At 70.7% G+C, this 13,549-nt stretch carries 18 protein-coding genes and 1 tRNA gene; 2 read left to right on the top strand and 17 right to left on the bottom strand.

What is annotated here, in order from left to right; all coding sequences use genetic code 11:
* Nucleotides 1–17: 17 nt before the first annotated feature.
* Nucleotides 18–2,591 carry an MFS transporter gene (locus tag ACWC0C_RS18510; RefSeq protein ID WP_450864869.1) on the bottom strand — a complete coding sequence of 858 codons (2,574 nt, stop codon included), beginning with the start codon at nucleotides 2,589–2,591 and terminating at the stop codon, nucleotides 18–20.
* Between the two features lie 13 nt (nucleotides 2,592–2,604).
* Nucleotides 2,605–3,099, bottom strand: a complete 495-nt coding sequence (locus ACWC0C_RS18505; RefSeq protein ID WP_450864868.1) for a MarR family winged helix-turn-helix transcriptional regulator — start codon at nucleotides 3,097–3,099, stop codon at nucleotides 2,605–2,607.
* 206 nt (nucleotides 3,100–3,305) lie between these two features.
* Between ACWC0C_RS18505 and ACWC0C_RS18500 the strand changes: the two genes are divergently transcribed.
* Nucleotides 3,306–3,503, top strand: a complete 198-nt coding sequence (locus tag ACWC0C_RS18500; RefSeq protein WP_449200065.1) for a hypothetical protein — start codon at nucleotides 3,306–3,308, stop codon at nucleotides 3,501–3,503.
* Nucleotides 3,504–3,718: 215 nt separating this feature from the next.
* Here the strand turns inward: ACWC0C_RS18500 and ACWC0C_RS18495 are convergent, their stop codons facing one another.
* The 9 genes from ACWC0C_RS18495 to ACWC0C_RS18455 form a co-directional block, all read right to left on the bottom strand.
* Nucleotides 3,719–4,492 carry a hypothetical protein gene (locus ACWC0C_RS18495; protein WP_450864867.1) on the bottom strand — a complete coding sequence of 258 codons (774 nt, stop codon included), beginning with the start codon at nucleotides 4,490–4,492 and terminating at the stop codon, nucleotides 3,719–3,721.
* Between the two features lie 38 nt (nucleotides 4,493–4,530).
* A complete protein-coding gene (locus ACWC0C_RS18490; RefSeq protein ID WP_449200067.1) occupies nucleotides 4,531–5,469 on the bottom strand; it encodes an RNA polymerase sigma factor SigF in 939 nt (312 codons plus the stop codon).
* Between the two features lie 348 nt (nucleotides 5,470–5,817).
* The gene (locus ACWC0C_RS18485) at nucleotides 5,818–6,666 is read right to left on the bottom strand and encodes an RNA polymerase sigma factor SigF (RefSeq protein WP_449200138.1); all 849 of its coding nucleotides are present in this window, start codon (nucleotides 6,664–6,666) and stop codon (nucleotides 5,818–5,820) included.
* 217 nt (nucleotides 6,667–6,883) lie between these two features.
* Nucleotides 6,884–7,177 (bottom strand): Dabb family protein, encoded by a 294-nt coding sequence (locus ACWC0C_RS18480; protein WP_450864866.1) that lies wholly within the window; start codon nucleotides 7,175–7,177, stop codon nucleotides 6,884–6,886.
* Between the two features lie 10 nt (nucleotides 7,178–7,187).
* Entirely contained in the window at nucleotides 7,188–7,367 is a 180-nt protein-coding gene (locus ACWC0C_RS18475) for a hypothetical protein (RefSeq protein ID WP_055708362.1), read from the bottom strand.
* A 270-nt stretch (nucleotides 7,368–7,637) separates the two neighbouring features.
* A tRNA-Ser gene (locus tag ACWC0C_RS18470) sits at nucleotides 7,638–7,722 on the bottom strand.
* 44 nt (nucleotides 7,723–7,766) lie between these two features.
* Nucleotides 7,767–8,252, bottom strand: a complete 486-nt coding sequence (gene tadA, locus ACWC0C_RS18465) for a tRNA adenosine(34) deaminase TadA (RefSeq protein ID WP_450864865.1) — start codon at nucleotides 8,250–8,252, stop codon at nucleotides 7,767–7,769.
* A gap of 2 nt (nucleotides 8,253–8,254) precedes the next feature.
* Nucleotides 8,255–8,788 carry a tRNA adenosine deaminase-associated protein gene (locus ACWC0C_RS18460; RefSeq protein WP_450864864.1) on the bottom strand — a complete coding sequence of 178 codons (534 nt, stop codon included), beginning with the start codon at nucleotides 8,786–8,788 and terminating at the stop codon, nucleotides 8,255–8,257.
* Nucleotides 8,789–9,102: 314 nt separating this feature from the next.
* On the bottom strand, nucleotides 9,103–9,345 hold the full coding sequence (locus ACWC0C_RS18455) for a hypothetical protein (RefSeq protein WP_449200070.1): 243 nt from the start codon (nucleotides 9,343–9,345) through the stop codon (nucleotides 9,103–9,105).
* Nucleotides 9,346–9,451: 106 nt separating this feature from the next.
* Between ACWC0C_RS18455 and upp the strand changes: the two genes are divergently transcribed.
* A complete protein-coding gene (gene upp / locus ACWC0C_RS18450; protein WP_449200071.1) occupies nucleotides 9,452–10,087 on the top strand; it encodes a uracil phosphoribosyltransferase in 636 nt (211 codons plus the stop codon).
* A 25-nt stretch (nucleotides 10,088–10,112) separates the two neighbouring features.
* Here upp and ACWC0C_RS18445 read toward each other — a convergent pair whose 3' ends face one another.
* The 6 genes from ACWC0C_RS18445 to ACWC0C_RS18420 all read right to left on the bottom strand — a co-directional run bounded on the left by ACWC0C_RS18445 (nucleotide 10,113) and on the right by ACWC0C_RS18420 (nucleotide 13,486).
* On the bottom strand, nucleotides 10,113–10,745 hold the full coding sequence (locus tag ACWC0C_RS18445; RefSeq protein ID WP_450864863.1) for a LytR C-terminal domain-containing protein: 633 nt from the start codon (nucleotides 10,743–10,745) through the stop codon (nucleotides 10,113–10,115).
* 104 nt (nucleotides 10,746–10,849) lie between these two features.
* On the bottom strand, nucleotides 10,850–11,146 hold the full coding sequence (locus ACWC0C_RS18440) for a type II toxin-antitoxin system VapB family antitoxin (RefSeq protein ID WP_004943146.1): 297 nt from the start codon (nucleotides 11,144–11,146) through the stop codon (nucleotides 10,850–10,852).
* 304 nt (nucleotides 11,147–11,450) lie between these two features.
* The gene (locus ACWC0C_RS18435; protein ID WP_450864862.1) at nucleotides 11,451–11,579 is read right to left on the bottom strand and encodes a hypothetical protein; all 129 of its coding nucleotides are present in this window, start codon (nucleotides 11,577–11,579) and stop codon (nucleotides 11,451–11,453) included.
* Between the two features lie 62 nt (nucleotides 11,580–11,641).
* On the bottom strand, nucleotides 11,642–11,971 hold the full coding sequence (locus tag ACWC0C_RS18430) for a hypothetical protein (RefSeq protein WP_450864861.1): 330 nt from the start codon (nucleotides 11,969–11,971) through the stop codon (nucleotides 11,642–11,644).
* 97 nt (nucleotides 11,972–12,068) lie between these two features.
* On the bottom strand, nucleotides 12,069–12,737 hold the full coding sequence (locus tag ACWC0C_RS18425; protein WP_450864860.1) for an HdeD family acid-resistance protein: 669 nt from the start codon (nucleotides 12,735–12,737) through the stop codon (nucleotides 12,069–12,071).
* Between the two features lie 149 nt (nucleotides 12,738–12,886).
* Nucleotides 12,887–13,486 (bottom strand): HhH-GPD-type base excision DNA repair protein, encoded by a 600-nt coding sequence (locus tag ACWC0C_RS18420; RefSeq protein ID WP_449200076.1) that lies wholly within the window; start codon nucleotides 13,484–13,486, stop codon nucleotides 12,887–12,889.
* Nucleotides 13,487–13,549: the final 63 nt, after the last annotated feature.

Here is a 13,549-nt window from a genome sequence, read left to right as displayed (position 1 = left end):
CACGGGCCGGGGCTGAACTACTCGCCGGGGTGGGCGAGTTCGATCTCGTGGCCGTCGACTCCGGGGCCGGCCACCGTCAGGGCCGTCGCCACCGGCGGGTAACCCGTCGCGATGACCGTGTACTCGCCGCCGTCCAGGTCGGTGAAGGCGTACGCGCCGTCCGTGCCGGTGGTGGCGGTGCCGACCACGTTGCCCGCCTGGTCGACGAGCGTCACGCGGGCGTCGGCCAGCGGACCGTGCGGGGCCTTGACGACACCCTGGAGACGGGCGCCGGCGTCCAGGTCGATCTCGATCCGGGTGACCCCGGTGGCGCCGATCTCGACCGGCAGTGCGCGCGGCCTGAATCCGCTCGCGTTGACGGCCATGGTCACCGTGCCCGGCACCAGGTCGGTGAGGGCGAAGTCGCCCTGCTCGCCGGTGGCGGCGGTGGCCAGCAGGTCACCGCGCACGTCGGTGACGATCACCATCGCGTCCTTCACCGGCAGCGCGCTCCCGGCGGCCCGGACCACACCGGTCAGCCCACTGGTGCCGCTGAGCAGGATGTCGTACGACAGCGGCTCCTCGCCCACCACGATGGTGGAGGCCTGCGGCTGGTAGCCGTCGGCGGAGGCGATCAGGACGTACGTGCCGGTGCCGGGGGCGTCGAGGGAGTAGGAGCCGTCGGGCTGGGCGACCGCGCGGCCCAGCTGGCGGCCGGAGAGGGAGATCAGGGTGATCGCGGCCTGCGGGACCGGGGCGCTCTCGGCGCCGCGGACGTAGCCGTGCACCGGGGTGCCGCCGCCCGCGCCCGGGCCGGGCTCGGCGATCGTCGCGACGGCGGTCGCCGCCGGCTGGGCGGCCGTGGACGGGGCCTCGAAGGTGTCCGAGACGACGGGGGCGGCCCAGCTGGGCACCTGCTTCTGCGCGGGCTCCTGCACGGCGTTCTCCACAGTGGTCACATGGGGCGCAGTGGTCTCCACGGGGGTGGCGGCCGGGTCGGCGACGGGGGCCGCACCCTCGGCGGCCTGCGCCAGCGCGCCCTTGGTCTTCAGTGGGACCTCCTTGATGAACAGCGTGATCAGGAAGGCGGCGGCGGCGAGGCAGCCGGCGATGAAGAAGACGTCACCGATGCCGTGGCCGTAGGCGCTCTCCAGCAGCGTCCGGATGGGCGCCGGGAGCTTGTCCATGTCCGGGATGCTGTCGGTGGAGCCGGAACCGCCGGCCAGGGCGGCCTGGTACTTGGGGCTCAGGGCCGAGATGCCGTCCTGGACGTAGTGCGTGATCCGGTGGGACATCACCGCGCCGAGGGCGGAGACGCCGACCGCACCGCCGAGCGAGCGGAAGAAGGTGACCGTGGAGCTGGCCGAGCCGAGGTCGGAGGGCGCCACCTGGTTCTGCGTGGCGAGCACCAGGTTCTGCATCATCATGCCGATGCCGAGGCCCAGCAGCGCCATGAAGATGGCCATCTTCCAGTACTCGGTGTCGTACCGGATGCCGCCGAGCAGGACCAGCCCGGCCGTCACCAGCACGCCACCGCTGACCAGCCATGCCTTCCAGCGGCCGGTGCGGGTGATGAACTGGCCCGAGACGGTCGAGGAGACGAACAGACCGCCGATCATCGGGATGGTCATGACGCCCGACATCGTCGGGGACTTGTCACGGGCCAGTTGGAAGTACTGGCTGAAGAACACCGTGCCGGTGAACATCGCGACACCGACGAACAGCGAGGCGAGCGACGCCAGCGTGATGGTGCGGTTCTTGAACAGGCGCAGCGGGATGATCGGCTCGCTCGCCTTGGACTCCACGAGCACGAACAGCGCGCCGAGGACGATCGAGCCCGCGACCATCGTGTAGGTCTGCCAGGACAGCCAGTCGTACTTGTCACCCGCGAAGGTGACCCAGATCAGCAGCAGCGAGACCGCGGCGGAGATGAAGAAGGCACCGCCCCAGTCGACCTTGACGTCCCGCTTCACGACGGGCAGGTGCAGGGTCTTCTGCAGCACGATCAGCGCGATGATCGCGAAGGGGACGCCGACGTAGAAGCACCAGCGCCAGCCCAGCCAGGAGGTGTCGGTGATGACGCCGCCGAGCAGCGGGCCGCCGACGGTGGCGACGGCGAACGTGGCGCCCAGGTAGCCGGAGTAACGGCCGCGCTCACGCGGGGAGATCATCGCCGCCATGACGATCTGCGCCAGGGCGGACAGACCGCCGACGCCGATGCCCTGCACCACGCGGCAGGCGATGAGCATGCCGGCATTCTGCGACAGACCGGCGGCGGCCGAGCCCAGCACGTAGATGACCAGGGCTATCTGGACGAGCGCCTTCTTGCTGTAGAGGTCGGCGAGCTTGCCCCACAGGGGAGTGGCCGCGGTCATCGACAGCAGGGCGGCGGTGACCACCCAGGTGTAGGCGGACTGACCGCCGCCGAGGTCACCGATGATGTGCGGCAGGGCGTTGGAGACGATCGTGGACGACAGGATCGCCACGAACATGCCGAGCAGGAGCCCGGACAGGGCCTCCATGATCTGCCGGTGCGTCATGGGGGCGTGCTCCGCGGAGCCTCCCCCGTGCTTGGCGTGAGCCCGCACACCGGCTGGTGTGGTCGTTGCCATGGGCTTCCTTTTCTTACGTGCTTGCGGGTGTACGGGTGGTCTCTTCGAGTACGGGTACGGGCGGCCGCGGCGGGGCGGACCGGCAGTCGCCGAAGGACGCGCGCAGGCGGGTCATCAGCCGGATCAGCTGGGCCACCTCGCCGTCGGTCCAGTCGGCGAGCCGCTCGGCGAGCAGCCGCGTGGTCCGCCGGGACAGCTCGTCGAGCTGCGCCAGGCCCGCGGGCGTCAGGCGCAGGATGCGCGAGCGCCTGTCCGCGGGGTCCGGGTGCCGCTCGATCCAGCCGCGCGCGGCGACGTGCGCGACATGCCGGCTGGTGACCGACATGTCCACGGCGAGCAGCTCCGCGAGCTTGCTCATGCGCATGTCTCCGTCGCGGCCGAGCAGAGTCAGCACGGCGGCCGAGCCGGCCGGGCAGTCGGTCGGCAGGATGCGTCCCAGGTCCCGTTTCACGGCTCCGACGGCACTGAGCTGACGCGCCAGCTCCTCGAACTGCGCCTGCTCGGCCATCACACCTCCCGTATTCGTTGCTTGGGGCAACCATAGCGATGTTTGGTTGCTGCAGGCAAACAAATCGGCGATCCGGTGGCGTAAAAACTTGGCAAAGGCAAGTGTTGCGAACGTAAACGCGCAGGTCGGTGCGGGTGAGGTGCCCCCGTCTGTCCCGGTGGCCCCGCACTTGGGTCGGTCACCTGGATTCGCTAGTGTCTCGGGCCATGGCTAACACCCAGGGCCCCCAGGGCAATTACGACCCCGCCGGCAGCACCCAGATGTTCCGCGCGTTCGTCGACGAGGCCCCGCAGGGGCGCCAGCAGCAGCCGGCCGCCTCCTCCGGCCCCCGCATCGGCCTGATCATCGGCGTCGTCGTGGCCATCGCCGTGGTGGCCGGCGTCGCCTGGCTGGCGATGAAGTAACCACACACCGGGCAAGCGCGAGCCCCGACCGGAGACCGGCCGGGGCGATGTCGCGCTGAGCGCGTCCAGGTGCGAGGTGCCTACCGGCGGTGCGGCGGGAGGGCTCGTGACGCCCGGTGTGCCGGGTGCGCCCCGTGCACCTTCGGTGGGTCGAGGGCTTCCAGCCGCTGGGCATGGGGCGGAGACCCCGCCCAAATCGGCTGAGGACGGCCAGGTCACCCCCACCGCACGGACACGTCCCGCGTCTCGATGTGCATGCCGAGCGGTACGCGCCAGGCGTCGACGCACACCGTCCAGGTGGGGTCCTCGTGCGCGCCGGGTGCGATCGGCACCGGGAGGTCCGCCGTCGACGTGACCGTCCCCCAGTCGATGCCGAGCGCGCCGATGATGTGCGTCCCGAACGTCACCGAGCCCGAGCGCACCGCCGTACCACCGGAGTTGAGGAAGCCGACGGTCACCTTCTGGCACCAGCGCCGGTCCGTCGCCTCGGTCGACGGCCTTCCCCAGGAGAGGTCGGCGGGCGCGGGTGCCGTGCTGCGGCTGGGAGCCGGGGTGGGTGAGGCGGGCGAGGGTGTCGTGCGACCGGGTGTGCTGCCGGGGTCGCCGCCCGTGCTGCCGGAAGGGCTCGGGGTGCCCGGCGATGGCGTGGGCCGCTCCGGGCTGCCGGGGGCGGTTGATCCGCTGCTCGGTCGGGGTGAACCGGGCGCTCCCGTCGGCGAGTTGCCGGCCGTCGTGTCCCCGCTGCCGTCCAGCGGGACCAGCGACACCGCGCCCGTCGGGGTGGCCGCCGCCGTGCTCCCCCTGTCCGGGCCGCCCGCCGAGCCGACCGCGACGTACCCGCCGCCCGGCCCGTGGCCCCCGCACGCGGCCACCACCGCGCCCAGGACGACGACGGCCGCCGACGCTGCCGTAACGGCGCCTCGGCGGCCATGCGTCCATGTCGCACGTGTCGTTCGCGCGGTGTCGTCCGGCCCTGTCGCTCGCAGCATCGGGCCAGTGTCACTGACGAACCGTCAGAACTGAACCCTCAGTCCGAGATCAGCCCCTCCCGCAGCTGAGCCAGGGTCCGGGTGAGGAGGCGGGAGACGTGCATCTGGGAGATGCCGACCTCGTCGCCGATCTGGGACTGGGTCATGTTGGCGAAGAAGCGCAGCATGATGATCCGGCGCTCCCGGGGCGGGAGTTTCGCCAGCAGGGGCTTGAGCGACTCGCGGTACTCCACGCCCTCCAGGGCCGTGTCCTCGTAGCCGAGCCGGTCGGCGAGCGAGCCCTCGCCGCCGTCGTCCTCGGGGGCCGGGGAGTCGAGGGAGGAGGCGGTGTAGGCGTTGCCGACGGCGAGCCCGTCGACCACGTCCTCCTCGGAGACGCCGAGCACCGCGGCCAGCTCCGTGACCGTCGGGGAGCGGTCCAGCTTCTGGGAGAGCTCGTCGCTGGCCTTGGTGAGGGCCAGGCGGAGTTCCTGGAGGCGGCGCGGGACGCGCACCGACCAGGACGTGTCCCGGAAGAAGCGCTTGATCTCGCCGACCACCGTCGGCATCGCGAACGTGGGGAATTCCACGCCCCGTTCGCAGTCGAAGCGGTCGATCGCCTTGATCAGGCCGATCGTGCCGACCTGGACGATGTCCTCCATCGGCTCGTTGCGGGAGCGGAAGCGCGCGGCCGCGTAGCGGACCAGCGGCAGGTTGAGCTCGATCAGGGTGTCCCGGACGTAGGCCCGCTCGGGGCTGTCCTCGTCGAGTGCGGCGAGCCGCAGGAAGAGGGAGCGGGACAGGGTGCGGGTGTCGATGTCCCCCGAGGCCGGCGGAGCCGGGATGTCGGCGGCCGCCGGGGCGGGCGGGGCCGGCACGGCGTCGAGGGCCGTGACGCCCTCGATGCCGTCGAGGACGTCGAGAGCGTCGAGCTCCTTGGGCGCTGCCTCGCTCTTCGCGGGCGTCAGCACCTTCGAGCTGCCCTGGTCTGCGGACATGCCACCCCCTTTGGGTCGCGGGACGGTCGTGGCGGCGTCGCCTTTCGAGCAACGCAGCCTTCACCTGAATACCGGAGCCGAAGGCCCGGCAAACGCGTCTCCGGCAGAATGTCACATGTCGGCAACACGCTGTAGTGACATGTCGACATGCGAGATGCGAATCCGCCCTGGAAACAACGGGTCTGACGCTATTTCGGAACCCGACTGTCGGCATCTGCCCTGGTGAGCGAATCGCTCGCGGTGGTGAGGGATCGATCGGGTTTGCGATGCAGGGTGTGTTCGCGGTTGTGCTCCCGTGCGCCCGCTATGCACCGGGCGAACGCCCGCTGTGCACCGGGTCGGGAGTCGCTATGCGTCGATGCGATTCGCCGAACGCAGCCGCTGGAAGCTGCGGGCGAGGAGCCGGGAGACGTGCATCTGGGAGACGCCGAGTTCCGCGCTGATCTGTGACTGGGTGAGATTGCTGTAGTAGCGCAGGAGAAGGATTCTCTGTTCGCGCTCGGGGAGTTGGACGAGCAGGTGCCGGATCAGGTCGCGGTGTTCCACGCCGTCCAGGGCCGGGTCCTCGTAGCCGATGCGGTCCAGCAGGCCGGGCAGCCCGTCGCCCTCCTGCGCGGCCTCCAGTGAGGTGGCGTGGTACGACCGGCCCGCCTCGATGCAGCTCAGCACCTCTTCCTCGCTGATCCGCAGCCGCTCGGCGATCTCGGTGGTGGACGGGGAGCGGCCGTAGAGCGTGGTGAGGTCCTCGGTCGCGCTGTTGACCTGCACCCACAGCTCGTGCAGCCGGCGCGGTACGTGGACCGTGCGGACGTTGTCCCGGAAGTACCGCTTGATCTCGCCGACCACGGTGGGCATCGCGAAGGTCGGGAACTGCACGCCCCGGTCCGGGTCGAACCGGTCGATGGCGTTGATCAGGCCGATGGTGCCGACCTGGACCACGTCCTCCATCGGCTCGTTGCGGGAGCGGAAGCGGGCGGCCGCGTAGCGCACGAGCGGGAGGTTCGCCTCGATCAGCGCTCCCCGCACCCGGTTGTGCTCCGGCGTGCCCGGCGTCAGCTGCTGCAGTTCGCCGAAGAGCACCTGGGTGAGGGCTCGGGTGTCGGCGCCGCGCCGCTTCTCGGGGGGCGCGGGAGCGGGGGCGGGAGCGGGGGCGGCCGCCTCGTCCTGGGGCGGCGCAGTACTGGCCGACACGGTCAACGCCACCTCTTCATCGGTCAATCATCCGTCAAAAGCGGTCATAGCATCACAAGAGATGTGCACTATGTGCAAGCACCCCATAACGCCGTGTTGTGTTCAAATTCTGACAAGTTGGGGCGACGAGTTGGGGTATAAGACGCACGAAAGCCCTCCGCCGTTCCAGCGGAGGGCTGTATCCCGAAAACCGGGAAAAGGGTGAAAAGGGTGAAGCGGGGGCTCAGAACTCGTAGTCGGCGATCACCCATGTGGCGAACTCGCGCCACAGCGTGACACCCGCCTGATGCGCCGGGTGCTCCAGATAGCGCTTGAGCGCGTCGGTGTCCTCGACGGCCGAGTTGATCGCGAAGTCGTAGGCGATCGGCCGGTCGCTGATGTTCCAGGCGCACTCCCAGAAGCGCAGCTCCTCGATCTGGCCGCCGAGGGCCCTGAAGGCCTCCACGCCCGCCACGACCCGCGGATCGTCGCGCTCGACGCCCTCGTTGAGCTTGAAGAGGACCAGGTGGCGGATCATGGGATGTACCTCAGCTCTTTCCTCCGTTGGCGACCCACGTCATGAAGTCGCCCACGGCCTTGGCCGCGTCCGATATGCCCTCGAAGACTATCTGGACGTAGTGGGCGGCCTTGGGCGGGTCCGTGATGATCACGTACAGCGCGAAGACCACGAGCACGTATACGGCGATCTTCTTGGCATTCACCGCCACCGCGGCCTCCCCTGTCCGTATGCCCTCGTGCGGAATGCCTTCGGGCGCCCCTGTTGCCGGCGGCGAGTGTAACCTTCACGCCCCTTTTGGGGACCAACGGCCCGCCGCCCGAGGACTTTTGCCGGGCCGGACCCCGACTGCGGGGTGCGGGCCACGGCATCCCGCCGAAGGCGGCGCGCACTTGAGGGCCCGGTCGAGGGTCCGGTCCGTATGCGTCCCATTCTCAGGACGCACGAAGGGCCCTGTCTTTCGACGGGGCCCTTCTCAGAGCGGTAGCGGAGGGATTTGAACCCTCGGTGACTTGCGCCACACTCGCTTTCGAGGCGAGCTCCTTCGGCCGCTCGGACACGCTACCGAGGGAGACCTTACAGCAAGGTGGGGCAAGGTTTGAAATCGGATTCACCGGTGCCGGAAAAACTCGGTGAGAAGCGCCGCGCACTCCGCCGCGAGAACGCCCTCGACGACCTCCGGACGGTGATTGAGCCGGCGGTCCCTGATCACGTCCCACAGCGAGCCCGCCGCGCCCGCCTTGTCGTCCCGGGCGCCGTAGACGACCCGGTCGAGGCGGGACTGGACGATCGCACCCGCGCACATCGTGCAGGGCTCCAGGGTGACCACGAGCGTGCAGCCGGTCAGCCGCCACTCCCCGAGCAGGGCGGCGGCCCGCCGGATCGCGAGGACCTCCGCGTGGGCCGTGGGATCACCGGTGGCCTCCCGCTCGTTGTGGCCGGTGGCGAGCACCGTCGTACCGTCCGGGGACAGCACGACGGCTCCGACGGGGACGTCCCCGCCGGGGACGGCCCGTTCGGCCTCGGCCAGGGCGAGCCGTATCGCGGCCCGCCAGCGGTCGCGTACCGGGTCCGGTGCGGCTGCCGGGTTCTCCACGGTCAGCGGACGGTCTCCAGCACCTCCGAGGCACCCAGGGCCTCGGCGATCGAGCTCAGCGCCTCGTCGGCGTCCAGGGCGCGCAGCTCCTTCTCGCTGATGCCCAGGTCGTCGAGGATCTGGCTGTCACCGACCGGGCTGTGCGGAACCGAGTCGGCGGAGCCCTCCTCGTCGTCCTCGTCGGACCCGGACTCGCCGTCCTCGGTGCCGTCGAGGTCCAGGGAGTCCAGGTCGTCGACATCGTCGGCGCCCGGCTCCCGGCCGAGCAGCTCGTCGGTGAGCAGCAGCTCGCCGTAGGCGCTGCGCTGGGCGGCGGCCGCGTCCGAGACGTAGATGCGAGGGTCCTCCTCGCCGTCCACGCGGACGACACCGAACCAGGATTCCTCCTGTTCGATCAGCACGAGCACCGTGTCATCGTCGGGAGAGGCTTCCCGGGCCAGGTCGGCCAGATCCGACAGGGTCTCCACATCGTCGAGCTCTGTGTCGCTCGCTTCCCACCCGTCTTCGGTGCGCGCGAGCAGTGCGGCGAAGTACACCGTGACTCTCCCACTGGTCAGAGGCGTGCCGGTTGGGGGTCCCCCCGGCGGAGGTACGTGGGCGGGAAGAGCTTGGGCTCCGAGCCCCACCCACTCGGAATCGTGGCAGAAACATGGCTGTCAGGGGACGTCTTCGGCTCCCTGTGTCTTACGCGTTCGTTGCCGCCACCTGCGGATCGTACGCGGCTTTGCCAGGCACTCACGCACGCCCACCTCGCAAACGCCGGTGCGGGCGTGGATCTTCCTAGCCCAGAGCCTTCTCGCAGAACTTTCTTACCGGGCCTTGCTCAAGAGGGTTTCCCCCTTCGGACGGCCTACCAGCGGAACGTCCGCATGCGCATCTCGTGGCGCAATCGGGCGGCCTTGGCGCGCCGCGGCTGGACCCGGGCGCGCAGCTCCCGGGCCTCGGCGAGGTCACGCAGGAACTGGGCGCGGCGCCGCCTGCGCTCCGCGGCCGTCTCGGGTGCGCCGGCACCGCGTATCGCGGGCTCGCCGGTGTCCGCGCGGTCCTCGGCGTCCCCGGGCGCGTTCTCAGGAGGGTCAGGCAGGTCAGGCACGTCACACCACCCCAGTCCGTCCCTCCCACTTTCCCTCGGACGGCCGCTTCGACGCCAGCACCCGCGGGGTCTCGGCCGCGGTGACGCCGCAGGTACCGTTATGGGCATGCGTCTCCACGTCGTCGACCACCCCCTGGTCGCCCACAAGCTCACCACGCTGCGCGACCAGCGCACCGACTCCGCGACCTTCCGCCGGCTCGCCGACGAACTGGTCACCCTGCTCGCCTACGAGGCCACGCGGGACGTGCGCACCGAGGCCGTCGACATCCAGACCCCGGTCGAGCGGACCACCGGCGTCAAGCTCGCCCGGCCGCGCCCGCTGGTCGTGCCGATCCTGCGCGCGGGCCTCGGCATGCTGGACGGCATGGTCCGGCTGCTGCCGACCGCCGAGGTGGGCTTCCTGGGCATGATCCGCAACGAGGAGACGCTGCAGGCGTCCACGTACGCCTCGCGCATGCCGGAGGATCTCTCCGGGCGCCAGGTGTACGTCCTGGACCCGATGCTGGCGACGGGCGGGACGCTGGTCGCGGCCATCCAGGAACTGATCAAGCGGGGCGCGGACGACGTCACCGCCGTGGTCCTTCTCGCCGCTCCCGAGGGTGTCGCGGTGATGGAGCGGGAGCTGGCGGGGACGCCGGTGACCGTGGTGACGGCGGCCGTGGACGACCACCTCAATGAGCACGGGTACATCGTGCCGGGGCTGGGGGACGCGGGCGATCGCCTCTACGGGGCGGCCGAGTAGTCCTTCGGGGCGCTTGTCAGCAGCTTCAGCAGCTCTTTTTCGTAGGTGCCGGCGGTGCGGGCGCGGTCAGTTCGGACAGCGCCTGATCCGCTGCCGCCTGGTTGGCCAGGCCCTTGAAGGCGTCCCCGATGATCAGGTCGAGGTCGGTGCCCTTGCGGGTGTCCGTGCGGCGTTCGGCGGCGGCCAGTTGGGTGGCCAGCACCGGCAGCGAGGAGTTCTGTGCCGAGGCGGGCCCGAGGAGTATCCCCGCGCTCTTGACCTTCTTGTCGAACTGCCCGCTCGCGTTGCCGACGTTGCCGATCTTGAAGCCGCGCTTCTTGAGCGCGTCCGCGGTGTCCTTGGCGAGCCCGGTGCGCGCGGTGGCGTTGTAGACGTTGACGGTGATCTCGCCGGGCTTGGGCAGCGTGCTGACCTGGGCCGCGGGCGAGGCCTTGGTGCGGCACCCGGCCTTGGTGCCGGTCGCCGTGGTCTTCTTTGCGCCGCCGGTGAAGACGTCGATGAGCTGCAGGGTGCCCCAGCCGATGAGGCCGAGCGCGCAGACGGAAGCCACCACGGCGGCCGCGAGCCTGGCGCGTCGGCGCGGCGGACGCATCCGAGGGTACTTGTCCCCCGTGATCCGGTACTGGCCGCCCATGCCCGGGGGAGTCAGCATGCTCATGGGCGCAGCGTAGTGCGCCCGAGCGGCGCTGCCTATTAGATGATCAGTCGATGCCGCTCAGCGAAACCCGAAAGGGTCAAGGGCCAAAAGCCGTGTCGCGCCGGTCAGTCGAGTTCGAGCACGCGCGCGTGCAGCACCTGGCGCTGCTGGAGGGCGGCGCGGACCGCGCGGTGCAGCCCGTCCTCGAGATAGAGGTCGCCCTGCCACTTCACGACGTGTGCGAAGAGGTCGCCGTAGAACGTCGAGTCCTCCGCCAGCAGGGTCTCGAGGTCGAGCTGCTGCTTGGTGGTCACGAGCTGATCGAGGCGGACCGGGCGCGGCGCGACGTCCGCCCACTGCCGGGTGCTTTCCCGGCCGTGGTCGGGGTACGGCCGGCCGTTTCCGATGCGCTTGAAGATCACACGGAAAGCCTACCGGTCAAGACGTTCCGGGCGCAGCCATGGCGGCGGAGTGCGGCGCTGGAAAAGATGCCGCAAAGGGTGCATTTATACCGCTAACGGGAGTAGAGGGCCGAGACGAGGGACGGCGAGACCGCGCCGGAGTGATCCGCGTTCCCTGACGGCCTTCGAGGCACGGGGCACCGGCGGGCTCCTTCGGCGAGCCGGAGTCCGACACGCCGGATTTCCTCCGTTCGGCGGAGGGCCGCCCGGTGGAGGACGGCCCGGCGGAGGCGGTGGCCCGCCCCCGCCGGTACCGGTTCAGCGGTCAGCGTTGCTCGGGCCGCCGCTGCGGTTCTCCCTTCTGGTCCGGCTTCTGCTCCGGCCTGGGTGCCGTCGCACGTCTGGCCTCCGCGCGCACCAGGGCGCGCAGGACGGCATAGTGATCCATGGGCATGACGGTGCTGCTCCTTGCGTCTGACTGACCTGTGACCGACCGTTCGCGGGAACGCGGGTCTGTCAGCAGCGCAGGACCACCGTGCGCAGCAGGGACGGGGCGTACGGCGCCCACGGCGGGGCGTGGCACGGGCGGGCCGCCGGTGGGGCGGGCGCCGGGCCGGGGAGGGGTGCGGGACGCTCGGGTACGTCGGCCCGGTGGATGGTGCGGGAGGACGGTCGTACGAGGGTGTCGAGGACGTCCAGGACGTCGTGCTCGAAGGTCTCGGCGGACGCGCCCAGTGCGGGGGCCGCCTGGGCCTGCAGATGGGCGCCGGGCACCCACAGGGCGAGGAGCAGCACGAGCACCCGCAGCCGGATACGGCTGCGGGGGAGGCTCGCGGTCCTGCTCACGGCTGGTGTATCCCCAGGGCGGGCCGGGTGTGCAGCACGCCGGGGGCGAGATCCGCTCGCGCGGCGTACGAGCGGGGCGTGCGGTTGACGCCGGTATTCACAGCGACCTCGGGACCGCCTTGGCCCGGCTCCTGATGCTGAACGCGGTGACGATCTCGGTGATCCCCACGACGACCAGCCAGATGCCTGCGACGAGGGTCAGCACCGCGACCGAGTCGAACGGCGAGTCGATGAGCACGATCCCGGCGATGAAGGTGAGGACCCCGAGGAAGATCTGCCAGCCCCGGCCGGGCATCCGGGAGTCGTGCAGGGCGGCCAGGGACTGGGTGATCCCGCGGATCAGCCAGCCGATGCCGATCCACAGGGCGAGCAGCAGGATCGACTGCATGGGCCCGCGGAAGCAGAACAGGCCGAGCAGGATCGACAGGGCGCCGCTGATGAAGGCCAGCACACGCAGCGAGGTCGTCATGTGCGTGCCGAAGGCGGAGGCCAGCTGGAAGATGCCGCTGATCACGAGGTAGAGGCCGAAGAGGACGCCGGCGGCGAGCAGGGAGGCGCCGGGCCACACCAGCACCAGCACCCCGAGGATCAGCGAGGCGATCCCGGTGACCAGGACCACCTGCCAGGCGGCTCTGGACAGCGCGTGCAGGGGACCCTCGAACGGCGGCTCGGGCTCGTGCCGGCCGCCCGGCGGAGGTGTCGCATGAACGTTCCGGTCGTCGTACTCACGGTCCCGGCCGGGACCACCGCTCGTTGCCTCGGTCATGGTTCATGCTGAGATCGGCGCGGCGGGGTCTGCCATTCGGGCGGGGCCGGTCGGGTGAAGCGCCCCAAGGGGCGCGGGGCCGCCTCTACTTGCTGCGGCCCCTGCTTGCTGCGGCCCTTGCTTGCTGCGGCCCTTGCTTGCTGCCGCCCCTACTTGCCGGAGGCCTTCGCCTTGGCCGCCGCCTTCATCTCCTGCTTGTGGGCGCGGACCTTCGCCAGCGACTCCGGCCCCGTGATGTCGGCCACCGACCGGAAGGACTCCCGCTCGCCGTACGCCCCCGCGGCCTCCCGCCACCCCGTGGGCGCGACCCCGAGCTGCTTGCCGAGCAGCGCGAGGAAGATCTGTGCCTTCTGCTTGCCGAAACCGGGCAGGTCCTCGAGCCGTTTCAGCAGCTCGGCACCGGTCTGCACACCCCGCCAGACCGCCTCCGCGTCCCCGTCGTAGTGCTCGACGAGGTACTGGCACAGCTGCTGGATGCGCTTGGCCATCGAGCCCGGGTAGCGGTGCACGGCCGGCTTCTCGGCGAGCAGCGCGGCGAAGGCCTCCGGGTCCATCGCGGCGATGTCGTGCGCGTCGAGGTCTCCGGCGGCCCCGACGCCGAGCCGGTCGGCGATGGTCCGGGGCCCCTTGAACGCCCACTCCATCGGGACCTGCTGGTCGAGCAGCATCCCGGTGAGGGCGGCGAGCGGGGACCGCCCGAGCAGCGCGTCGGCGTCGCGGTCCTGGGCGAGGTGCAGGGTGACGTCCATGCGTCGATGATCGCCCGCCGGTGCGCCCGCCGCAGCCGGGGGAATGCCGGTCGCCGTAGGTCG

The sequence above is a fragment of the Streptomyces sp. NPDC001709 genome, assembly GCF_053596375.1.
This window is presented reverse-complemented; position numbering and strand designations above follow the sequence as displayed.

Excerpts from the sequence above, each read along its gene's own strand:
- ACWC0C_RS18510 (WP_450864869.1), bottom strand. The coding sequence starts at position 2,591 with ATGGCAACGACCACACCAGCCGGTGTGCGGGCTCACGCCAAGCACGGG.
- ACWC0C_RS18505 (WP_450864868.1), bottom strand. The coding sequence starts at position 3,099 with ATGGCCGAGCAGGCGCAGTTCGAGGAGCTGGCGCGTCAGCTCAGTGCC.
- ACWC0C_RS18500 (WP_449200065.1), top strand. The coding sequence starts at position 3,306 with ATGGCTAACACCCAGGGCCCCCAGGGCAATTACGACCCCGCCGGCAGC.
- ACWC0C_RS18495 (WP_450864867.1), bottom strand. The coding sequence starts at position 4,492 with ATGCTGCGAGCGACAGGGCCGGACGACACCGCGCGAACGACACGTGCG.
- ACWC0C_RS18490 (WP_449200067.1), bottom strand. The coding sequence starts at position 5,469 with ATGTCCGCAGACCAGGGCAGCTCGAAGGTGCTGACGCCCGCGAAGAGC.
- ACWC0C_RS18480 (WP_450864866.1), bottom strand. The coding sequence starts at position 7,177 with ATGATCCGCCACCTGGTCCTCTTCAAGCTCAACGAGGGCGTCGAGCGC.
- upp (WP_449200071.1), top strand. The coding sequence starts at position 9,452 with ATGCGTCTCCACGTCGTCGACCACCCCCTGGTCGCCCACAAGCTCACC.
- ACWC0C_RS18445 (WP_450864863.1), bottom strand. The coding sequence starts at position 10,745 with ATGAGCATGCTGACTCCCCCGGGCATGGGCGGCCAGTACCGGATCACG.
- ACWC0C_RS18435 (WP_450864862.1), bottom strand. The coding sequence starts at position 11,579 with ATGCCCATGGATCACTATGCCGTCCTGCGCGCCCTGGTGCGCGCGGAG.
- ACWC0C_RS18425 (WP_450864860.1), bottom strand. The coding sequence starts at position 12,737 with ATGACCGAGGCAACGAGCGGTGGTCCCGGCCGGGACCGTGAGTACGAC.
- ACWC0C_RS18420 (WP_449200076.1), bottom strand. The coding sequence starts at position 13,486 with ATGGACGTCACCCTGCACCTCGCCCAGGACCGCGACGCCGACGCGCTG.